Below are 22,278 nucleotides of genomic sequence, written 5' to 3'. Positions count from 1 at the left end.
TACTCTATTATCTAAACTACATTTAGATTTTATTTCAATTTGCAAAAATAGACATTGATTATGGATTTTCAAGAATTTTTAGAGATTGTTCCAGAAATAATAAATTCCCGTTTACCAGCTTTTGACGCACACATAAAAATGGCTCCTCTTGAACGAATTGAAAGCCTTAAAAAGACAGATGCTTCAAATGAAATTCATAGGTTAGCTTCGGTTTTAATGCTTTTGTATCCCAAAAATGGAAAAGTTCACTTAGTTCTTATCGTTAGAAATTCGTATGATGGCGTACATTCAGCTCAAGTTGCATTTCCTGGTGGAAAACATGAAAAAGACGATTTAGATTTTTCATACACCGCATTGCGAGAAACTTATGAGGAGATAGGAATTGATCCAAGTAAAATCAAAATTATAAAACCTTTTACTGAATTGTATATTCCCCCAAGTAATTTTTTAGTATACCCTTTTTTAGGTATTAGTAAAGAACCTCTCGATTTTATTCTTGATCCACTAGAGGTTGCTCAAATAATCGAAATACCCTTGATGCTACTTCTCAACAATGAAATTCTAGTTAACAAAAAACAAATTACCTCTTATTCAAATGAGATTTTTGTTCCTGGTTTTAATATTAATGAACATATTGTTTGGGGAGCAACAGCAATGATATTAAGTGAACTAAAAGAGGTTTTGATTCAGGTGTTACAACCTAATAGGGAATCATAGTATATCCATTTTTTACTCATTTTTAGCAATTATTTTTTTTCGTAAGTTTGCATTCTATTTTAAAACAAAAAAACATGGGATTATTCAAAAGAAATCCTTTCGGACATATACTCTTTATCAAAAAATGGTTGATTAGAATCTTTGGTGCATTTACGCATCGTAGATATAGAGGCTTTAATGAACTTCAAATCGAAGGATCGGAGATCATCCGAAACTTACCAGATAATAATGTACTTTTTATATCAAATCATCAAACCTATTTTGCTGATGTTGTGGCTATGTTTCATGTATTCAATGCAAGCCTAAGTGGTAGAGAAGATAATATTAAGGATGTAACCTATTTATGGCAACCTAAAATGAATATTTATTATGTTGCTGCTAAGGAAACAATGCGTGCTGGACTTTTACCAAGAATTATGGCTTATGCTGGAGCAATTTCTGTAGAACGTACTTGGCGCCAAAAAGGAGTTGATGTCACAGAAAAAAAAGATATCAATCCAGACGATACGGAGAATATTAAAATCGCTCTCAAAGATGGTTGGGTAATCACATTTCCTCAAGGTACTACAAAATCATTCAAACCAGTACGTAAAGGCACTGCTCACATTATAAAACAACACAAGCCTATAGTAGTGCCTATAGTCATTGATGGTTTCCGCCGTTCCTTTGATAAAAAAGGATTGCGTATGAAAAAGAAAGGCATTCTTCAGTCTTTTATCATCAAAGAACCACTTGATATCGATTATGAAAATGACACCATCGATGAAATTGTAGAAAAAGTAGAATATGCAATAGAACAACATGCATCGTTCTTAAAAGTAATACCAGCAGAGATCATCCAAGAGCAAGAGGAATTAAACAAAACCCGTAGATGGGAATATTAAATTTTATTTGGGCGTTCCCTTATATAAAACAACAAGAGTAGCAGTTGATTCTGCTACTCTTGTTGCTTTATATAAGGTCGGGCTCTTCGCTACAAGTCCTCGTTCCTTCCTTTCGGTCGTCACTGTGGGCTTTTCGCTGCTATCCCTAACGCAGTTTGAGAACCTAGAAGACGTTTTTGTTAGAGAAGTAAATACACTACCTAACTATATAATGGTGTATGATATCTAGCAAAAAGAGCACTGCCTATATATAATAGAGTACAATGTTATAATTGCAACACTAGGAAAGCCAGAACAACTTATATGTAGAATGCTATCAAACACCCTCCACGGTCATGATTTCACAGTAAAACCATCCTAATTGTAATTAACTGGAAAAAAGTTTATGTTTTAAGAGTCGTTTAATCAGTGCTTTAGTTTAAAAGTTAAGAAAAGAATAAAAAAAGGTTCAAAAAAAGCTTGTAAAAGCGAATAAAGGTTGTAGTTTTGCACCCGCAATGACGCAGACGTTCTTTAAATGATTGGCAAGAAAAACAAAGTGATTAGAGATTTATTCTTTAAAAAAACTTTAAAAAAAGCTTGTGAGATTTAAAAACGAAAGTTATCTTTGCACCCCGCAAAACAACGGAAGTTCCTTGAGAGATTGATAAGAAATAGAGAAGCAAACGAGGTAAAAATTATCTCAAAAAAACTTTAAAATTTTCTTGCCAGTTTAAAAAAGAATAACTACTTTTGCACCCGCTTTGAGAAACAAACGAAAGGCGAAAAAATAGTAAGAATACGTTCCTAGACATATTGAATTGACAGCCGTTTTGTTCGCAAGAACAGAACATAAAGAATAAGAGTAATAGAATCGGAAGATTTGAAAAAACCACTAGAACAGAGTCGAATAACAATAGTTCGCCACGGCGAACAAACAATATACGATGAAGAGTTTGATCCTGGCTCAGGATGAACGCTAGCGGCAGGCTTAACACATGCAAGTCGAGGGGTATAGGTTTTCGGATCTAGAGACCGGCGCACGGGTGCGTAACGCGTATGCAATCTACCTTTCACAGAGGGATAGCCCAGAGAAATTTGGATTAATACCTCATAGTATAGCAGTTTCGCATGAAACCACTATTAAAGTCACAACGGTGAAAGATGAGCATGCGTCCCATTAGCTAGTTGGTAAGGTAACGGCTTACCAAGGCAACGATGGGTAGGGGTCCTGAGAGGGAGATCCCCCACACTGGTACTGAGACACGGACCAGACTCCTACGGGAGGCAGCAGTGAGGAATATTGGACAATGGGCGCAAGCCTGATCCAGCCATGCCGCGTGCAGGATGACGGTCCTATGGATTGTAAACTGCTTTTGTACAGGAAGAAACACTCCCTCGTGAGGGAGCTTGACGGTACTGTAAGAATAAGGATCGGCTAACTCCGTGCCAGCAGCCGCGGTAATACGGAGGATCCAAGCGTTATCCGGAATCATTGGGTTTAAAGGGTCCGTAGGCGGTTTAGTAAGTCAGTGGTGAAAGCCCATCGCTCAACGGTGGAACGGCCATTGATACTGCTAAACTTGAATTATTAGGAAGTAACTAGAATATGTAGTGTAGCGGTGAAATGCTTAGAGATTACATGGAATACCAATTGCGAAGGCAGGTTACTACTAATGGATTGACGCTGATGGACGAAAGCGTGGGTAGCGAACAGGATTAGATACCCTGGTAGTCCACGCCGTAAACGATGGATACTAGCTGTTGGGAGCAATTTCAGTGGCTAAGCGAAAGTGATAAGTATCCCACCTGGGGAGTACGTTCGCAAGAATGAAACTCAAAGGAATTGACGGGGGCCCGCACAAGCGGTGGAGCATGTGGTTTAATTCGATGATACGCGAGGAACCTTACCAAGGCTTAAATGTAGATTGACCGGTTTGGAAACAGACTTTTCGCAAGACAATTTACAAGGTGCTGCATGGTTGTCGTCAGCTCGTGCCGTGAGGTGTCAGGTTAAGTCCTATAACGAGCGCAACCCCTGTTGTTAGTTGCCAGCGAGTCAAGTCGGGAACTCTAACAAGACTGCCAGTGCAAACTGTGAGGAAGGTGGGGATGACGTCAAATCATCACGGCCCTTACGCCTTGGGCTACACACGTGCTACAATGGCCGGTACAGAGAGCAGCCACTGGGCGACCAGGAGCGAATCTATAAAACCGGTCACAGTTCGGATCGGAGTCTGCAACTCGACTCCGTGAAGCTGGAATCGCTAGTAATCGGATATCAGCCATGATCCGGTGAATACGTTCCCGGGCCTTGTACACACCGCCCGTCAAGCCATGGAAGCTGGGGGTGCCTGAAGTCGGTGACCGCAAGGAGCTGCCTAGGGTAAAACTGGTAACTAGGGCTAAGTCGTAACAAGGTAGCCGTACCGGAAGGTGCGGCTGGAACACCTCCTTTCTAGAGCCTTAGTGTTAGTAGTAATACACGCTAGGGAAAGAAGACGAAAGTTCAAGTTGGAAACAGATACCAACATTTTATTACTCTTGCTGTTAATTTAAAAAAAAAGAGAGGAAAGAAGATAGAAAATGGAGTATAGATGTAGTCTATAATCTTAAATCTTTATTCTTTACTCAAAATAAAGAGTGTCTCGTAGCTCAGCTGGTTAGAGTACTACACTGATAATGTAGGGGTCGACAGTTCGAGTCTGTCCGAGACAACAAAAAAAGTATTAAGTACTTAGTAGTAAGTATTAATACAACACGTTCATATAAACAGATTGAAAGGAAATTCTAGGGTTGAAAGATTACGAATTACAAATAATTCATAATTCATAATTCACAATTCATAATTAAATTGGGGGATTAGCTCAGCTGGCTAGAGCGCCTGCCTTGCACGCAGGAGGTCAACGGTTCGACTCCGTTATTCTCCACAAATTTAGTCGAAAGACTAAAGTCTGAAAGTCAAAAGTATGACTTTATGACCTTAGACTTTATAACTTTCGACCTAAATAAAGTTCATTGACATATTGAGATAAGAAATAATAAAAAGTAGAAAGAACACGTTTGTGATTTATCATAAACGTAGAGACACGATTAATCGTGTCTGTACAATAAGCAAACTAAGGGCGTATGGGGGATGCCTAGGCTCTCAGAGGCGATGAAAGGCGTGATAAGCTGCGAAAAGCTACGGGGACGAGCACACATCGTACGATCCGTAGATACCTGAATGGGGCAACCCACTATGTTGAAGACATAGTACACCGATAGGTGGGCAAACCCGCTGAACTGAAACATCTAAGTAGGCGGAGGAGAAGAAAACAAAAGTGATTCCGTAAGTAGTGGCGAGCGAACGCGGATTAGCCCAAACCAATGTTGTTACGGCAATGTTGGGGTTGTAGGACCACGACATTTTATGTACAAGGAACCGGAAGTTACTGGAAAGTGACACCATAGAGGGTGATAGTCCCGTATGGGTAACGAGTATAATAAATAGTGGTATCCTGAGTAGGGCGGGGCACGTGAAACCCTGTCTGAATTTGGCGGGACCATCCGCTAAGGCTAAATACTCCTGAGAGACCGATAGTGAACCAGTACCGTGAGGGAAAGGTGAAAAGAACCGTGAATAACGGAGTGAAATAGATCCTGAAACCATACGCTTACAAGCGGTCGGAGCCCTTTAGTGGGGTGACGGCGTGCCTTTTGCATAATGAGCCTACGAGTTAACGTTGCTGGCAAGGATAAGTGGTTAAGCCACGGATCCGTAGCGAAAGCGAGTCTGAATAGGGCGCTTTAGTCAGTAGTGTTAGACGCGAAACCGTGTGATCTACCCATGGGCAGGATGAAGCGCTGGTAACACAGTGTGGAGGTCCGAACCGGTTGACGTTGAAAAGTCTTCGGATGACCTGTGGGTAGGGGTGAAAGGCCAATCAAACTCGGAAATAGCTCGTACTCCCCGAAATGCATTTAGGTGCAGCGCACGGCGTAAAGTTATATAGAGGTAGAGCTACTGATTGGATGCGGGGGCTTCACCGCCTACCAATTCCTGACAAACTCCGAATGCTATATAATGTTTCCGTGCAGTGAGGGCTTGGGTGCTAAGGTCCAAGTCCGAGAGGGAAAGAACCCAGACCATCAGCTAAGGTCCCCAAATATACGCTAAGTTGAAAGAACGAGGTTTGTCTGCCCAGACAGCTAGGATGTTGGCTTGGAAGCAGCCATTCATTTAAAGAGTGCGTAACAGCTCACTAGTCGAGCGGACGAGCATGGATAATAATCGGGCATAAGCGTATTACCGAAGCTATGGATTTGTAATTTATTACAAGTGGTAGGGGAGCATTCTAACAGGGTTGAAGGTGTATCGTAAGGTATGCTGGACTGGTTAGAAAAGAAAATGTAGGCATAAGTAACGATAATGCGGGCGAGAAACCCGCACACCGAAAGACTAAGGTTTCCACAGCTATGCTAATCAGCTGTGGGTTAGTCGGGACCTAAGGCGAACCCGAAAGGGACAGTCGATGGACAACGGGTTAATATTCCCGTACTAGTTATTACTGTGATGGGGTGACGGAGTGATGAAAGCGCCGCGAACTGACGGAATAGTTCGTTGAAGTACCTACCTATAAGACCCGCAGGCAAATCCACGGGTTTTGGGGAAATACGATAGTACTCGGATACTTCGGTAGAAGAGATAGTGCGCCTAAGGGCTTCCAAGAAAAACCTCTAAACTTCAGGTAATAAGTACCCGTACCGCAAACCGACACAGGTAGTCGAGGAGAGAATCCTAAGGTGCTCGAGAGATTCATGGCTAAGGAATTAGGCAAAATAGACCCGTAACTTCGGGAGAAGGGTCGCCCCGAGCAATCGGGGCCGCAGTGAAGAGGTCCAGGCGACTGTTTATCAAAAACACAGGGCTCTGCAAAATCGTAAGATGAAGTATAGGGCCTGACACCTGCCCGGTGCTGGAAGGTTAAGTGGAGATGTTATCTTCGGAGAAGCATTGAAATGAAGCCCCAGTAAACGGCGGCCGTAACTATAACGGTCCTAAGGTAGCGAAATTCCTTGTCGGGTAAGTTCCGACCTGCACGAATGGTGTAACGATCTGGACACTGTCTCAGCCATGAGCTCGGTGAAATTGTAGTAGCGGTGAAGATGCCGCTTACCCGCAGTGGGACGAAAAGACCCTGTGCACCTTTACTATAGCTTAGTATTGACCTTGGATAAATGATGTGTAGGATAGGTTGGAGACTGTGAAGTGGCGTCGCTAGGCGTTGTGGAGTCATTGTTGAAATACAACCCTTTGTTTATCTGAGGCCTAACCCCATAATGTGGGGGACATTGCTTGGTGGGTAGTTTGACTGGGGTGGTCGCCTCCAAAAGAGTAACGGAGGCTTCTAAAGGTTCCCTCAGTACGCTTGGTAACCGTGCGTAGAGTGCAATGGCATAAGGGAGCTTGACTGAGAGACATACAGGTCGATCAGGTACGAAAGTAGAGCATAGTGATCCGGTGGTTCCGCATGGAAGGGCCATCGCTCAAAGGATAAAAGGTACGCCGGGGATAACAGGCTGATCTCCCCCAAGAGCTCATATCGACGGGGGGGTTTGGCACCTCGATGTCGGCTCGTCACATCCTGGGGCTGGAGAAGGTCCCAAGGGTTGGGCTGTTCGCCCATTAAAGTGGCACGCGAGCTGGGTTCAGAACGTCGTGAGACAGTTCGGTCTCTATCTACTGTGGGCGCAAGAAATTTGAGTGGATCTGATTCTAGTACGAGAGGACCGAATTGGACAAACCTCTAGTGTATCTGTTGTCACGCCAGTGGCACCGCAGAGTAGCTACGTTTGGAAGGGATAAGCGCTGAAAGCATATAAGCGCGAAACCCACCACAAGATGAGATTTCTTTTAAGGGTCGTGGGAGATGACCACGTTGATAGGCTATAGATGTAAAGGCAGTAATGTCATAGTCGAGTAGTACTAATAACCCGTAAGCTTATGTACACCCTTTTCCTCCCGAGTAATCGGGAGGGAGAAACTTTCTAATACACTTTTTATATTCTTTATCTCAGTATGTTAAGATATTTGCTCGACGCAAGAGCAGTCAAAAGACGAAAGTCACAAGTCCAAAAGGTAACTTTAGACTTTAAGACCTTCGACTTTAGACTAACAACCTTAAGGTGGTTATTGCGGCGGGGCTCACCTCTTCCCATCCCGAACAGAGTAGTTAAGCCCGCCAGCGCAGATGGTACTGCAGTTATGTGGGAGAGTATGTCGTCGCCTTTCTTTGAAAAGCCTATCTGAAAAGATGGGCTTTTTTTTAATTTACTTATTTAAGTAAGGTACCTTAGCTCAGATGGTAGAGCAATGGACTGAAAATCCATGTGTCCCTGGTTCGATCCCTGGAGGTACCACAACCAGCTCGGATGGTGAAATTGGTAGACACGCTGGACTTAAAATCCAGTGAACAGCAATGTTCGTGCGGGTTCAAGTCCCGCTCTGAGTACAAAATCCTTTTAAACTCCCTAGTTTTTAGGGAGTTTTTTGCGTTTATGAAATATGTTTTTATTTTACTTTCGTATTTTAAGGATGTTTTCTTTTTTTTGCTCTTGTATTTGAACGGCTAATTTCAGATTAGTTTAATTATATGAGTTAATTTTCAAAAATAATAAGTTTGGTAAGCATAAAAAAAAGCAAAATTAAATCTTAACATTCTGTCAAAGGGTTAAATTAAATTCCATGATGCCTTTATATACTTGTTTTAGTGTTTACTTACATTATTGAAGCGTAGTTTTTATTCAGTTGTGGAAATATTTCATATTTAATTAATAAACTTTAACTTCTAAATATTTTTAATGTTTGGGCATTTTTTTTTGATCAAAAGGGAAAATTATTTTGTATTAGTTATCATACTTGATGACCTTTCTAAATTAGAAGCTATAATTACAAGTGATAATTAAACTTCTTGGAACAATATTAGTTGTATAAATACTTGTATAATAATCTGACGTGTGTACTTCAATAAAGCGCTCGTTATTTAAAATGTTTTTTGCATTAAAGCTGTAATTAAATTGTTTGTTTTTAGGAACATACTTAACTATTAAATCGAGGAAAGAATAATTAGCTTTCTTGTTTATTTTATAAAAATCATACGTTAAACTGAAAAACCATTTTTTATTAGGTGTATAATATAACTTGAATGCATTATTCAAATCTTGGTTTTCAAAACTGGCATTAGCATCCGTTGAATTTTTTGAAAGATTAAATTGAAGGATATTTTGAAAATTAAGTTTACCATCGAAAGCTGATTTCAAAAACAGCTCATTCCTACTGCTTTTACTTATGTTATTTCGTAATTCGGAATAGTTGATGAGATTTTTATAATCATAAATATTGTATTGAGTTCTAAATCTTATCGTGGATTGTATAAATGGTAAATACTTTTCTATTTTAAAACTTAAATCTACATTTCTGAATTTTTCATCCAAAAAGAAATAGGCTATTTGTGAATTATTTTGATCAATATTTAGATTGGAGAAAAAATTACCTTTGTTTTCAGAATAATTGATAATTGCATTCATTAAAAATTGTTTTGATAGGTCATATAAATTGTAACCGATAGCACAAGAAGCTGTTCTTTGTAGTTGTAAATCAAGATTGTTTTTTATTGTGGTTCTGTTGCTAATAAGAATGTTGTTTGAATAGTTGTAATTGTCAATCAAAGGATTTACTCTTGAACTTAAATTAAAATGAAAACTAGATACTCTGCTGAATTTATAGCTTAAACTAATGTCTGGCTCAATTAAAATCGAAGTGTTTTTGATTTCGGTTTTTGATGCATTATTTTTGATAGCCTGATGTAATATAGCGCTATTAAAATTAGAAATAATAAGTATGTTTCCCCAGTCATAATCTAACTTATTATTAAAAAAAACTTTAGTTTTGATGAAATCAATATCGTTAGCGCTTGTATTCTCTGTCGGATTCTCTTCTGTCTGTAGATCAGAGTAGAGCGGATTTGATATCAATTCAGTTCCAAGGATTGAATTGTATTTAGCTCTTTTTATTTTACGAATGTAATTAGCTTGAAGGTCAAAAAACGCTTTTCTTTTTTGGATACCTTGGATGGCACTTACAGCGGATGTTTGTGATTGTGTTTTGAAATTCTGATATAGATTATCAAATGTTTGATGTGATGTAATTTGAATTGCTTTTTTATCCGATAGTCTTTTTGTAAACTGAAATTTAGATTTTAAAAATAAATTTTCGGTTCGTTGTTCAGTATTAAAAAAGTCTTTTTCATTTTGAAATAATGAAGAAGAAGTATTGATTTTTTCATTATTGATGATAAAGTAGTAATCAATAGTTGATGTTTTTGAAATAGAATGCTTAACGTCAAAATCCATTCGAAAAAACATTGGTTTTTTATCTGCATTTATTTGATCGCTTGTTGCAAATTTTTGATCGTTTATTAAATTATTAGTCTCGTTTAAACTTAAAGAATTAATAAGATCTTTTACAAAATAAAAATTTGATTTATAAGTAGTGTTAGGTCCTGTTTTTAAAGAGATGTTGTAGTTAGCAAATATGGAATTATTAAGTATAGTTCTTTTATTGTCTAGTATATTTAATGAACTAAATTCGGATATGATTTTGCTATTTTTAAAAGCAGTGTTGGCATTTTCATTTTGTGTTCTAAAATTGCCAAAATAATCAAATGGCGAATAGTTGACAGCAATATTATTAAAACTAATAGTGCCAAAGGATTTAATTTTTGAGGATAGTGTTAAGAAATTAATATCAGTGTCTACAGCAGTTTTCATTTCTTTAAAAGTTCCTAAAGATGAATTCAAACTTCCTGAGATGTCTCTGATATTTTTTTTTAGTTTAAGATTTAATGCTACTTTTCCATCGCCTTCTAGACCTTTTAAAAGTTTGTTGCTCGAAAAATTTTCAAGTGCTTGAACTTTATCAATCATGTCTACATTAATATTTTTGGTGCCAATTGTGTAATTGCCACTAAAAAGATCATCGCCGTCTAGCTGTACTGTCTCTACAGCTTTGCCTTTGTATTTAATTTCACCTGTATTGTCATTTACTTCCATTCCGGGTAGTTTCCTAATGATGTCTTGTATTTTTCTATCAGATCCATCTTTATAAGACGCCACATTAAAATTGACAGTATCTTTTACCTCAGTGTAAGGCTTTTTTTTAGCAAAAATTTTTACATCTTTCAGCAGTATTGTGGTTTCGTGGTTTAATATAAAGTCATGTGTGTAAGTTGTACCTTGTTGAGGGTTTAATATGGTATGACCTACTTTAGCATAATTATTTGCGGTTACTTCAATATATAGGTTTTTATATGCTTTGGTAAGTCTAATTTCATATGCACCGTTTCTGGCTACTGTAAATTCTTTAATACCTCTGGCATTAGCTGAATCTTTAATGACAACACTTGCAGTTACAAGGTCTATTTGGTCCGATGATGTAATTTTGCCTTTAAGAATTTGTGCTTTTAAACTTATTGTAAAGATTACGAAAACTAATAATGTTCCTGTTATCCTCATTTATTTAAATTCTATTATGGGTAAATCTAAATCGTTGATCGTCATTTTTAAAACAGAATCTGGATTTTTAGATTTTTTATATTTAAATTGAGTTTCTACACTTTTTATTCTAGCTTTAATTCTTTCAGCACGATCTTCTATTTTTTTGAATGTTGGCAAGCTGTATAGATATGTGCTACTAGGCATTTTTTTTATAGATGTAAAATAAAAATTATGATTTCTATCTATGCTATGTACTTCAATAATTAAACCTGGTAAACCTGATAATTTCCATGGTCCATCATGAATTGCTATTTCACTAGTAAACCAAATTTCAAACTCGCGACCATAAACAGATGCAATTGCTTTTTGACAATTGTAGGTACTTATAGTTTTAAATTCGTCTTGAATTTTAAAATCTATTTTTTCTAATTTTTCTTTAACAAGAATGGCTCCTGGGGTACGTAAGTAAATAGAATCTGTTTCCATAAATTTTGTAACTACATAACCTATGCTGTCACCATAAACCATCCCTTTATCCTCTGATTTAAATTTTTCTTCTAAATCTTTATTAGGATATTGCAATTCTTGTTCGTATCGGCCATTAATTACTCTGTCCTTGATGAATTTAGATCTAACATTGTCTGTATATAGATAACATTTGGAAATGGTTTTAGCATTGCCAAAACTGTCATTTGTTTCACTTGTGTAATCGTATTCAATTTTATATTGGCTGTAACAATTACAAGCTAATAATAATAGTATCAGTAGTTTTTTCATGTTTTATTCAAAAAAAGTTCTAGGAATATCAAGGTTATTTATGGTAACTGTGAATTTTACATTGGGATCCCCTTGAGCCTTATTAAACTTAAATTTATTTTCTTCAATTTCTAAATATCTTTTTTGAAAGGTTTCTAAATCAATCGTTTTCTTGTACGGAAAAGCTATAGTAGCATTATTTAAAGGTTTTGTTTTGTTGATACTTCTGGCAAGATATAAATGAAGGTTATCGGTAGATTTTATTTCTAATATAAGCCCTGGTAATCCTTGAAATAGCCATGGGCCATCACTGATAGGAATTTCGTTTGTAAACCAAAGTTCAAATTGCCTATTTTCAAAATTCACTAATGCTTTTTGACATTTATAATTGCAAATTGATTTATATTCCTCTATTACCTCATATTGAAATTTCACCATTCTCCGTGGTATTTTTACATATTCAGACTTGTCATTTAAAAGTCTCATATAGATAGAATCTTTACTAAAGTTTTTGGCAATCACGTATCCTAAACTATCTCCTTTTGCATATTTATTACTTTTATTGGCGCTTTCCTCTAAATCAGCCATCGAATTTTCAAATTTCAGATCGACTACGCCATTAAAAACACGATTTTTTACAAATCTTGAATAGATTCCATCAGTAATTAAAAAAGTATTGGCTCTTACAATACTGATATTACCGGGTAACTGATTAGTGATTACATAATCATATTCAATCTTATACTGTGCCGTTACAACATTTAAAAAATTAAGAAAGATGAAAAGGATACCTATTTTTTTCATGATTTTATATTGAATTTTTTAAATAAAATAAAAGTTGTTGCAGCTATTCTATTTATTTCATATTATTTGATAAACCGAATGATTAGAATATCGAATATATTACATTTTTATTACAAAATTATAATATTGTTACTTATTAGTACTACTAATGTTTAAAATACTAATAGTTTAGTTTTTTTAGTGTCATAAAATCATTTTAAATTGTTTACGCTCCTGATTAATATTTTACTACATTAGATAAAAAATAAAAAATACATATTTTTATGAAGAGAAGATCTTTTTTGGCTTCATCAGCTATTGCAGCCATTGGAATAAATACTTTTTTTGTTACTGGTTGCGATTCTAAATCAAATGATAAAAATACATCAGCTTCTGGTGAGGAGTTTAATTTGAGTTTTGAACTTGATGAAGAATCAATTGCTTCTTTGCAATCTAAATTGAAATCGGGCACTTTTACATCGGAACAATTGGTGCGTTTGTATTTAAATCGAATTGAAGAAATAGATAAAAAGGGACCTAAACTCAATTCAGTAATTGAGGTTAATCCAGATGCTTTAACCATTGCAAAACAGATTGACGAAGAACTTAAAGCTGGAAAAACTCGTGGTGCGATGCATGGAATTCCCGTTTTGATAAAAGACAATATTGATACGGCTGATAAAATGCAAACAACGGCTGGATCTTTGGCAATGGCTGGGAACATAGCTTCTAACGATGCAACTGTTGTGAAAAAGTTAAGAGATGCAGGCGCAGTGATCATTGGTAAAACCAATTTAAGTGAATGGGCAAACTTTAGATCAACACAGTCTTCATCAGGATGGAGTAGTAGAGGCGGTCAAACTAAAAGCCCTTATTTTTTAGATCATAATCCTTGTGGTTCAAGCGCGGGTTCAGGAACAGCAGTTTCAGCAAATTTATGTGTTGTGGCTGTAGGTACAGAGACAGATGGCTCTATTGTTTGTCCGGCTTCGGTTAATGGAATTGTGGGTATTAAGCCTACTGTAGGTTTAGTTAGTCGTTCTGGGATTATTCCTATTTCCAAGACGCAAGATACTGCAGGTCCTATGGCTAGAACTGTATCTGATGCAGCTATTTTATTAGGAGTACTAGCTTCTATAGATCAAAAAGATCCTTTAACTCTTGAAAGTAAAGGAAAATCTGTAACAGATTATAGTTCTTTTTTAAAATTAGACGGATTAAAAGGAAAGAGAATTGGTATTGAAAACAAACCTCAAGGAGAGAATCAATATTTAAATGCTCTTTTTGATGACGCTATTAAATTATTAGAGAAGCAAGGGGCTACGGTTGTAAAAATTGATTATATAGACAAAATTAATGCATTAGGACAAGCTGAGTTTGAAGTATTGCAATATGAATTCAAAGATGGACTCAATCAATATTTAGCTACCGCTAATGCTAAAGTAAAAACATTAAAAGATGTTATTGATTTTAATAGCAAAAACGAAGACAAAGCGATGCCTTATTTTAAACAAGAAACGCTGCTGAGTTCTAATGCGAAAAAAGATTTAAAAGCATCTGAATATCAAAATAGTCTCGAAAAGAGTTTTGAAGGTAGTAAAAAAATATTGAATGAAGTCATGGCTCAAAACAGTCTTGACGCCATTTGCGGAATTACAATGGGTCCTTCATGCAGTATTGATACTATTTATGGTGACCGTTGGGGAACTTATTCCCTAACTTCACCAGCTGCAATGAGTGGTTATCCTCATATCACAGTGCCCTGTGGGCTGGTATATGAATTACCTGTTGGGCTTTCCTTTTTTGGTAAGCCGTACACCGAGGGCTTGTTAATTTCTTTAGGATATGCGTATGAACAAGCCACCAAAAAAAGGGCAGTGCCACAATACAAAGTCTCTTTCTTGAGCTAAATGAAAAAGGGATTAAGTCATTATACTGCACCCCAAAGTTTAGACAAATTTATAATTAATTTTGATAATAATGAGCTCGATATTGTATCGGGCTCATTCCTTTTAAATTGAGTTTTATTCTTTCATTATTGTAATATTTGATATATTGTATAATTTCAGTTTTTAAGTGGTTTATGTCTCTAAATTTCATAATATAAAACAGTTCTGATTTTAATATTCCAAAGAAGTTTTCAATAATTGCATTATCCAAACAGTTTCCTTTTCTAGACATACTTTGTACTAATCCTTTTTCTTTCAATAGTGTTTGATATTGTTTCATTTGATATTGCCAGCCCTGATCTGAGTGCAGTATTAGATTGGTATTATTAGGTATTCGTTTAAAAGACTTTTTAAGCATGTTGGTTATTTGATTAAAATTAGGTCTTTCAGATAATTCGTAACTTATTATTTCTCCATTATATAAATCAATAATAGGTGATAGATATAATTTGTTGCCTGAAACATTAAACTCTGTTACATCAGTTGCCCATTTTTCATAGGGATTTGCTGCTTTAAAATTGCGTTGTAAAATATTTGGAGTTATTTTTCCTTGTTCGCCTTTGTAGGATTTGTATTTTTTAACTCGTATTAAACTTTTCAATCCTAAACTTTTCATCAATCGTAATACTGTTTTGTGATTAATTATAATTCCCTTTTGTCTGATTACTAAAGTAATACGACGATAACCCAATCTGCCTTTATGGTGATTGTAAATCTGCTTAATCAATTCTTTAATATCCTTGTATTTGTCAACTAATTGACTTCTTTTTTCATAGTAATAATAACTACTTCTGACCATTTTCATACAATTGAGTAGAACCTCTAAATCGTATTTATGCCTTAATTCCATTATGGTTTGAGCCTTTTGTTTTGCTTGGCTTGTTCGGCTTGAACTAAGGCATTGAACTTTTTTAAAATTTCGTTCTCTGCTCGTAAATATTCAAGTTCTTTTAGAAGTTCTTCTTCTCTGGTTAATGGTTTATCTGTTTTTCGTTGCTTTCTCTTAAAATTCATAGTTACAGGTCTGCTTTTAGGTTTATCTTGTAAACCTGCTGCTCCTTCAATTTCGTATTTTCTTTGCCAACTTGTTATAGTTGACTCTCTTGGAATATTAAAAGTTAAACAAGCTTTACTCAAAGATATTGACTTATTTTCAATAGCTCGTAGTACTTTCAGTTTAAAGTTTATACTATAGTTTTTGTTTTTCTGTCTTGGTAAAAGACCCTCATTTCCAAATTCAATATAAAACTTAATCCAGCGATCAAGATTAGAACTTGATATACCATTTTCATAGGCTACCGAATAAACCGAACGATGTTTTCTTAGAACTTCTGCCACACAGCGAAGTTTAAATTCATAATTGTACTTGACTTTTCTTTCCATAAAAATGCCCCCAAATAGCGTCTAACTTTTTGGGGGCAGTTCACATTCGTAATTAATCCCTTTTTATCGTTTACTTAAAGTTGATTGAGAGCGAATTTACACAGTATCTTTGACCTGTTTTTGTAGGGCCATCATTAAAAACATGTCCTAAATGGCTACCGCAATTGGCACATAAAATCTCCGTACGTTTCATTCCGTGAGATACATCATCAATATATTGTACTTTTCCAGGAATTGATTCATCAAATGAAGGCCATCCGCAATGTGCATCAAATTTTGTATTGCTTTCAAATAAACTTTCATTGCAAGCTCCACAAGTATAGGTTCCTTTTTCAAAGTGTAAATTGAACGTTCCTGTATGCGGATATTCGGTGCCTTTGAGACGTAATATTCTATATCTTTCTTCTCCCAAAAGTGCTTTCCATTCTGATTCCGTTTTTTCTATTGGATATTTCATGTTGTAAGTAGTTTGTAAATTTAATTTTCTAAAAAAACTATTGTTGCTTCAATTACTTTTGAGTTTCCTAATATTTTTCGGTGTCCAAGACCGTTTGTTATCATTAATTCTCCTTTTTTTAAATGATTGTGAATATTCAGGGCAGCGCTTACTGGAACTTCAGGATCATCTTCATCATGAATTACTAGAACAGGAATATGTACTTCCTTTGCTGCATGAGATGCCGAATAATTATTCATATCATCCTTGTATTTTTCTTCGAAGTGAGCTCGTAAAGAGAGACCTATTTTTGGGTCTAGTTTTAGTTTTGCTATAAAATCATTTATTATGTCAGAGACAACATCTCCGCTACCTATAATAATTGCTTTGTTGACTTTGATTCCGTTTTTTATGGCGTTTAATACCGACATTCCTCCTAATGAATGACCAATAATACCTTCAAAGGGACCATGTATTTTATCAATTTCAAGTATGGAAGCTATAAAGTCCGTCATCACTGCTGAGGAACCTTGGGATTTTCCATGTGCAGGTGCGTCAAAACTAATTGTTTGATAATTTTTTTGCAAAAGAGCATCTGCTATTTTGAATAATTGTGTCCCGCGTCCAGCCCAACCGTGAACAAGTAGTATTTTTCTATTACTATTACCATATTCATAGAGGGAAATTTCTTTGTTAATTGCAGGAACGTGTAATTTACTTTTTAAACTTTTACTTTCCATTGTGAGTTCTCTTTTGGGAACCTTATATTTTGTAGGTGTAGTGAATAGTTTTGCAGCAAATAGGGTCACTAATTTTGAAGAGAAAAAAGCGATTAATTTGCTAGTATGTAAAATTATCTTGGGAATTTTTAAGGATTGTGTATGAACGGTACTCTTTTTTGTCATTATACTAAATTTTCAAAAGGGTTATTTTTTTGTAATTTTTTTACTAAATTTAGAAAAACATAAAAGTACTTTTTTTTAAATCTTTAAAAGTAATTTAAATGTTTTTTTAACAAAAAGTATTTTTTAAAACACAAATTAAATTCATGGAGTTATTTCATATTAGTGCTGAATGTTTTCCCGTTGCAAAAGTTGGTGGTCTTGCAGATGTTGTAGGCGCCCTTCCTAAGTATCAAGCACAAGCAGGACATGAAGTTCGGGTTATAATCCCAGAATATGATGTGGTTTTTATGAAAGAAAATGCATTTGAAACTGTTTTTCATGGTAATGTGCCTTTAGGGACGTTTAATTTTTTATTTACTGTTCACAAAGAAGCAACCAATAAATTAGGATTTGAGTTGTATTTGATTGCCATTCCAGAATTATTTGATAGGAAGCAAGTATATGGTTTTCAAGATGATATTGAACGCTTTTTGGCATTTCAGATTGCTGCTTTAGATTTTATTTCAAATAGAGAGACAATTCCAGATATTATTAATTGTCATGATCATCATACAGGTTTAATTCCGTTTATGATGTTGTACAGCTTTAAATATGAAAAACTACGAGCTGTTCCAACCGTGATTACAATTCATAATGGTTTATACCAAGGACAATTTGGGTTCGAAAAAATGAATTACATTCCAGAGTTTGATTTGATTCACAAAAATGTTTTAGAATGGGATCATTGCATTAATTCATTGGCTGTAGCCGTAAAATGTGCAGGAGGAGTTACCACCGTTTCACCGAGTTATTTAGACGAAATAAATGGTTTTGCTAATGGATTAGAATCGCTGTTTCAAAATGTACGGTACAAGTCCAAAGGGATTTTGAACGGAATAGATGTAGAAATTTGGAATCCTTTGACGGATGAAATGATAGAAAGGAATTATGCAATAGCTGACTTTGAAATTGGAAAAAAGACCAATAAAGAAAAGCTTTGTTCACTTTTTAATCTAGATGCAACAAAACCACTTTTTAGTTTTATAGGAAGATTATTTGATGAAAAAGGAGGTGATTTACTACCAGACGCAGCATTCTTTGCCTTGAAAGAACATGCCAATGAAATCAACATTTTTGTTTTAGGGTCTGGAAATGCAGTTATAGAGAATAAATTACAAAATCTTATTCCTGAATTTAAAGGTAATTTTAATGCCAGTATTGGTTACAATGAAGCTCTAGCACATTTAGTTTATGCAGGTTCTGATTTTATGTTAATGCCTTCGAGAGTCGAGCCATGTGGACTGAATCAAATGTATGCTATGCGTTACGGGACAATTCCAATTGTGAGAAGAACAGGAGGATTAAGAGATACGGTAATTGATTTTGGTGATGATGGAAACGGTATTTGTCATGATCAGGCATCTGTTGTGGATATTTGTTATTCAATACGGCGTGCAAAACAGCTTTTTCAAGACAAAGAAGCAATTAACGAAGTTATTGAGAGAGGAATGAAAACAGACAATTCGTGGGAACGTGTCTGTCAAGAATATTTAGAAATGTACAATGCTATAATTGACAAAAAATGAACGCTAAAAAGAAAAATGTTATTGCAATTATTTTAGGTGGTGGACAAGGTTCCAGATTATATCCTTTAACAGAGTCGAGATCTAAACCTGCTGTGCCCATTGGAGGGAAGTATAGATTGGTAGATATTCCTATTTCAAATTGTATGAATTCAGATATTTATAGAATATTTGTATTGACTCAATTCAATTCGGCGTCCTTAAATGCTCACATAAAAAACACCTATAACTTTAGCATTTTTAGTCATTCTTTTGTTGACATATTGGCTGCGGAGCAAACTCCAGATAACCCAACTTGGTTTCAAGGCACTGCAGATGCTGTAAGGCAATGTATGCCCCATTTTTTAAATCATGAGTTTGATTATGCATTGATTCTTTCTGGAGATCAATTGTATCAAATGGACTTTAATGAGATGGTTGAAGAACATATCAAACGACAAGCCGATATTACCATTGCAACTTTACCAGTTAATGCAAAGGATGCACCCGAATTTGGTATCCTTAAAACCAATTCTGAAAGTTGTATTGAATCTTTTATTGAAAAACCTGCCAAAGAATTGCTCCCAGATTGGGAATCAGATGTAAGTGACCAAATGAAACAGGAGGGTAAGCATTACCTAGCCTCAATGGGTATTTATATCTTTAACAAAGATTTGTTAGTAGACATCATGTCTAATAAAGAAACAAAGGATTTTGGTAAAGAAATTATTCCACAGGCAGTGGGGCATAAAAAAATACTAAGTTATCAATATGAAGGATATTGGACCGATATTGGAAATATTGATTCTTTCTTTGAAGCTAACATTGGTCTAACAGAAGACTTACCAAAGTTTAATCTATTTGATGATACCAATAAGATTTTTACAAGACCGAGACTTTTGCCTCCTTCTAAATTTCAAAAGACCATGGTTGAACGTTCTTTGATATCTGAAGGTTGTATTTTGAACGCCAAAGAAATAAACAATTCTGTTATTGGAATTCGTTCAAGAATAGGTACTGGAACAGTTATTCAGAATTGTTACATTATGGGAAATGATTTTTATCAAAATATTGATGAGATGGATCATGACATTACCAATGGAAAACTATTAGTAGGAATTGGTGAGCGTTGCTACATCAATAATGCAATAGTAGATAAAAATTGCCGAATAGGGAATGATGTTCATATAAACGGAGGAAGTCATCTAGCTGATTTTTCTGCAGATTTATATGCCATTAAAGATGGTATTGTCGTAATAAAAAAAGGAGCCGTATTACCAGATAATTTTAGTATTAAATAATTTAAAAAGTACATCATTTAAATGTGCACAAATCCTATATGAATACTGTTATCACACACTCCCTTTTTACTGATTTTGATATTGACTTGTTCAAAGCTGGCAAGCATTTTCGTCTTTATGAAAAACTAGGTGCACACATTTTGTCTGTGAACGGAGTGCAAGGAGTGTACTTTGCAGTTTGGGCACCATCGGCTCATTCAGTATCTGTTGTAGGGGATTTTAATTTTTGGCAACAAAATGAACATTTGTTGAACGTAAGATGGGATTCATCAGGAATTTGGGAAGGATTTATTCCTAATATTAAAAAAGGAGCCATTTACAAGTACAAAATTCAATCTAGTATTGATGGGGTTGTTACAGAGAAAGCAGATCCTTTTGCTTTTTTTTGTGAGCAACCGCCAAAAACAGCCTCTGTAGTATGGGATCTTGATTACGATTGGAACGATGCAAAATGGATGCAAAATAGAAAAGAAAGAAATAGTTTAAACAAACCTTTTTCTGTTTATGAGATGCATTTAGGGTCTTGGAAACGTCACGTTGAGGATAATAGTTTTCTTTCGTATCAAGAATTAGCACTTGATTTAGTTCAATATCTCAAAGAAACGGGGTTTACTCATGTAGAGTTTATGCCTATAATGGAGTATCCTTACGATCCATCCTGGGGATATCAGTTAGTAGGATATTTTGCGCCAACATCTAGATTTGGAAATCCTCAAGATCTCATGTATTTGATAGATAAATTACATCAAGAGGGAATAGGAGTGATTCTGGATTGGGTGCCATCTCATTTTCCAGATGATGCACATGGTTTAGGATTTTTTGATGGTTCTAATCTTTTTGAACATCCAGATCGAAGAAAAGGCTATCATCCAGATTGGAAAAGTTTGGTGTTTAATTACGGACGCAATGAAGTTCGTTCTTTTTTGATCAGTAATGCCTTGTTTTGGTTACAGCATTACCATGCAGATGGATTGCGTGTAGATGCAGTGGCGTCTATGTTATATTTAGATTATTCACGAAAAGAAGGAGAGTGGGAGCCCAACATTTACGGAGGGCGAGAAAATTTGGATACAATTAGTTTTCTTAAAGAGTTTAATCAAGCAGTTTATCTTAATTACGAAGGTGTTCAAACCATTGCAGAGGAAAGTACATCGTTCCCAATGGTTTCAAGACCTACCTCTATAGGTGGTTTAGGTTTTGGGATGAAATGGATGATGGGTTGGATGCATGATACCTTGGATTATTTTAAAAAAGATACAATTTATAGAAAATACCATCAAAATGAGTTAACATTCTCTATGACATATGCCTTTACAGAAAATTTTATATTACCACTATCACATGATGAAGTGGTTTATGGTAAGAAATCTATTTTAGGAAGGATGCCAGGTGATGAGTGGCAACAATTTGCAAATCTTAGACTTTTATATGCCTATATGTTCATGCATCCAGGTACCAAGCTCTTGTTTATGGGCGGTGAATTTGGTCAAAGTAGCGAATGGAATTTTGAAAAAAGCTTAGATTGGCATTTACTTGAATTTTCTTTTCACAAAGGAATTAAAAAGATCATTTCAGATTTGAATGAATTGTATAGATCGCAACCTGCATTGTATGAAAAACAATTTACTCCTGATGGTTTTGAATGGATTAATTATTCGGATCATCAAAATGCAGTCTTTTCATTTATCAGAAAAGGAAATAATCAAGAAGATGATTTAGTTATTGTGTGTAATTTCACGCCAGTAGTTAGAGAAAACTATACCATTGGTATTCCAAGATCGGGTACTTTACAATCGATATTTAATAGTGACGAGACTATTTATGGAGGAAGCGGTGTTCAAAACTTAAACAGAATGTTAATACAAAGTATTCCTTATGATGGTAGAGATTATTCTGTTGCATTGACTCTTCCACCATTGAGTGTAATTACTTTCCAGATTGTATAAATATTTGTATGCAAATTTTAATTTTTATTTAAAAAAACGGTTAGCGCATGTCAAGAATCATATATAACGTTTTCGTTAATAAACAGCAGGTTTTAAATAGATTACGTTCATTTTTTGTATGTTTGATTTTTGAAAACCAGTCCAAATAAATACCATACCAC

General features: G+C 35.4%; 13 protein-coding genes, 4 tRNA genes and 3 rRNA genes. 13 read left to right on the top strand and 7 right to left on the bottom strand.

The features are described 5' to 3' along the window. Nucleotides 1–60: 60 nt before the first annotated feature. The 9 genes from LQ189_RS07830 (at nucleotide 61) to LQ189_RS07790 (ending at nucleotide 8,074) form a co-directional block, all read left to right on the top strand. Nucleotides 61–717, top strand: coding sequence for a CoA pyrophosphatase (locus LQ189_RS07830; protein ID WP_086454396.1), 657 nt, complete (start codon nucleotides 61–63; stop codon nucleotides 715–717). A gap of 74 nt (nucleotides 718–791) precedes the next feature. Then, nucleotides 792–1,601, top strand: coding sequence for a 1-acyl-sn-glycerol-3-phosphate acyltransferase (locus LQ189_RS07825; protein ID WP_144894246.1), 810 nt, complete (start codon nucleotides 792–794; stop codon nucleotides 1,599–1,601). A gap of 923 nt (nucleotides 1,602–2,524) precedes the next feature. Then, a 16S ribosomal RNA gene (locus tag LQ189_RS07820) occupies nucleotides 2,525–4,038 on the top strand. Nucleotides 4,039–4,224: 186 nt separating this feature from the next. Further along, nucleotides 4,225–4,298: transfer RNA gene (locus LQ189_RS07815), tRNA-Ile, on the top strand. Nucleotides 4,299–4,436: 138 nt separating this feature from the next. Then, nucleotides 4,437–4,510, top strand: a tRNA-Ala gene (locus LQ189_RS07810). 178 nt (nucleotides 4,511–4,688) lie between these two features. After that, nucleotides 4,689–7,572, top strand: a 23S ribosomal RNA gene (locus tag LQ189_RS07805). A gap of 172 nt (nucleotides 7,573–7,744) precedes the next feature. Then, nucleotides 7,745–7,854, top strand: a 5S ribosomal RNA gene (gene rrf, locus LQ189_RS07800). Together the 16S, 23S and 5S rRNA genes with 4 tRNA genes alongside form the textbook arrangement of a ribosomal RNA operon. 55 nt (nucleotides 7,855–7,909) lie before the next feature. Further along, nucleotides 7,910–7,982 (top strand) — tRNA-Phe (locus LQ189_RS07795). A 6-nt stretch (nucleotides 7,983–7,988) separates the two neighbouring features. Continuing rightward, a tRNA-Leu gene (locus tag LQ189_RS07790) sits at nucleotides 7,989–8,074 on the top strand. A gap of 424 nt (nucleotides 8,075–8,498) precedes the next feature. Here the strand turns inward: LQ189_RS07790 and LQ189_RS07785 are convergent. The 3 genes from LQ189_RS07785 to LQ189_RS07775 are packed head-to-tail and all read right to left on the bottom strand — an operon-like array spanning nucleotide 8,499 to nucleotide 12,677. Beyond that, complete coding sequence (locus LQ189_RS07785) at nucleotides 8,499–11,135, bottom strand: hypothetical protein (protein ID WP_230155564.1); 2,637 nt, start codon at nucleotides 11,133–11,135, stop codon at nucleotides 8,499–8,501. Continuing rightward, nucleotides 11,136–11,894: a GLPGLI family protein gene (locus LQ189_RS07780; RefSeq protein ID WP_230155561.1), complete on the bottom strand. Its 759-nt coding sequence runs from the start codon at nucleotides 11,892–11,894 to the stop codon at nucleotides 11,136–11,138. It lies immediately after the preceding gene. 3 nt (nucleotides 11,895–11,897) lie between these two features. Then, nucleotides 11,898–12,677, bottom strand: coding sequence for a GLPGLI family protein (locus LQ189_RS07775; protein ID WP_230155560.1), 780 nt, complete (start codon nucleotides 12,675–12,677; stop codon nucleotides 11,898–11,900). 263 nt (nucleotides 12,678–12,940) lie between these two features. Between LQ189_RS07775 and LQ189_RS07770 the strand changes: the two genes are divergently transcribed. Beyond that, complete coding sequence (locus LQ189_RS07770) at nucleotides 12,941–14,566, top strand: amidase (protein WP_230155552.1); 1,626 nt, start codon at nucleotides 12,941–12,943, stop codon at nucleotides 14,564–14,566. Nucleotides 14,567–14,621: 55 nt separating this feature from the next. Here the strand turns inward: LQ189_RS07770 and LQ189_RS07765 are convergent, their stop codons facing one another. The 4 genes from LQ189_RS07765 to LQ189_RS07750 all read right to left on the bottom strand — a co-directional run bounded on the left by LQ189_RS07765 (nucleotide 14,622) and on the right by LQ189_RS07750 (nucleotide 17,329). Next, nucleotides 14,622–15,545, bottom strand: coding sequence for an IS3 family transposase (locus LQ189_RS07765; RefSeq protein WP_230158597.1), 924 nt, complete (start codon nucleotides 15,543–15,545; stop codon nucleotides 14,622–14,624). Next, nucleotides 15,455–15,988 carry a helix-turn-helix domain-containing protein gene (locus tag LQ189_RS07760; RefSeq protein WP_255667818.1) on the bottom strand — a complete coding sequence of 178 codons (534 nt, stop codon included), beginning with the start codon at nucleotides 15,986–15,988 and terminating at the stop codon, nucleotides 15,455–15,457. Before LQ189_RS07760 ends, LQ189_RS07765 begins: the two co-directional genes overlap by 91 nt. A gap of 70 nt (nucleotides 15,989–16,058) precedes the next feature. Continuing rightward, entirely contained in the window at nucleotides 16,059–16,445 is a 387-nt protein-coding gene (gene msrB / locus LQ189_RS07755; protein ID WP_230155548.1) for a peptide-methionine (R)-S-oxide reductase MsrB, read from the bottom strand. Between the two features lie 20 nt (nucleotides 16,446–16,465). Further along, nucleotides 16,466–17,329 (bottom strand): alpha/beta fold hydrolase, encoded by an 864-nt coding sequence (locus LQ189_RS07750; protein ID WP_230155546.1) that lies wholly within the window; start codon nucleotides 17,327–17,329, stop codon nucleotides 16,466–16,468. Nucleotides 17,330–17,472: 143 nt separating this feature from the next. Between LQ189_RS07750 and LQ189_RS07745 the strand changes: the two genes are divergently transcribed. From LQ189_RS07745 to glgB, 3 genes are read left to right on the top strand one after another with little or no spacing between them, the layout of a single operon-like run. Next, nucleotides 17,473–18,894 carry a glycogen synthase gene (locus LQ189_RS07745; protein WP_230155544.1) on the top strand — a complete coding sequence of 474 codons (1,422 nt, stop codon included), beginning with the start codon at nucleotides 17,473–17,475 and terminating at the stop codon, nucleotides 18,892–18,894. Next, on the top strand, nucleotides 18,891–20,171 hold the full coding sequence (locus LQ189_RS07740) for a glucose-1-phosphate adenylyltransferase (RefSeq protein ID WP_086453553.1): 1,281 nt from the start codon (nucleotides 18,891–18,893) through the stop codon (nucleotides 20,169–20,171). The genes LQ189_RS07745 and LQ189_RS07740 overlap by 4 nt, the downstream gene beginning before the upstream one ends. Before the next feature lie 38 nt (nucleotides 20,172–20,209). Continuing rightward, a complete protein-coding gene (glgB, locus tag LQ189_RS07735; protein WP_230155542.1) occupies nucleotides 20,210–22,117 on the top strand; it encodes a 1,4-alpha-glucan branching protein GlgB in 1,908 nt (635 codons plus the stop codon). Nucleotides 22,118–22,278 lie beyond the last annotated feature (161 nt).

Origin of the sequence: Flavobacterium sp. CECT 9288, from assembly GCF_918731615.1 — a bacterium.
Taxonomy (GTDB): Bacteria; Bacteroidota; Bacteroidia; order Flavobacteriales; family Flavobacteriaceae; genus Flavobacterium.
The sequence above is the reverse complement of the archived record's forward strand: the minus strand, read 5'-3'. Positions and strand labels throughout refer to the sequence as shown.

Coding starts and splice junctions, on each gene's coding strand:
- LQ189_RS07830 (WP_086454396.1), top strand. CDS start 61: ATGGATTTTCAAGAATTTTTAGAGATTGTTCCAGAAATAATAAATTCC.
- LQ189_RS07825 (WP_144894246.1), top strand. CDS start 792: ATGGGATTATTCAAAAGAAATCCTTTCGGACATATACTCTTTATCAAA.
- LQ189_RS07785 (WP_230155564.1), bottom strand. CDS start 11,135: ATGAGGATAACAGGAACATTATTAGTTTTCGTAATCTTTACAATAAGT.
- LQ189_RS07780 (WP_230155561.1), bottom strand. CDS start 11,894: ATGAAAAAACTACTGATACTATTATTATTAGCTTGTAATTGTTACAGC.
- LQ189_RS07775 (WP_230155560.1), bottom strand. CDS start 12,677: ATGAAAAAAATAGGTATCCTTTTCATCTTTCTTAATTTTTTAAATGTT.
- LQ189_RS07770 (WP_230155552.1), top strand. CDS start 12,941: ATGAAGAGAAGATCTTTTTTGGCTTCATCAGCTATTGCAGCCATTGGA.
- LQ189_RS07760 (WP_255667818.1), bottom strand. CDS start 15,988: ATGGAAAGAAAAGTCAAGTACAATTATGAATTTAAACTTCGCTGTGTG.
- msrB (WP_230155548.1), bottom strand. CDS start 16,445: ATGAAATATCCAATAGAAAAAACGGAATCAGAATGGAAAGCACTTTTG.
- LQ189_RS07750 (WP_230155546.1), bottom strand. CDS start 17,329: ATGACAAAAAAGAGTACCGTTCATACACAATCCTTAAAAATTCCCAAG.
- LQ189_RS07745 (WP_230155544.1), top strand. CDS start 17,473: ATGGAGTTATTTCATATTAGTGCTGAATGTTTTCCCGTTGCAAAAGTT.
- LQ189_RS07740 (WP_086453553.1), top strand. CDS start 18,891: ATGAACGCTAAAAAGAAAAATGTTATTGCAATTATTTTAGGTGGTGGA.
- glgB (WP_230155542.1), top strand. CDS start 20,210: ATGAATACTGTTATCACACACTCCCTTTTTACTGATTTTGATATTGAC.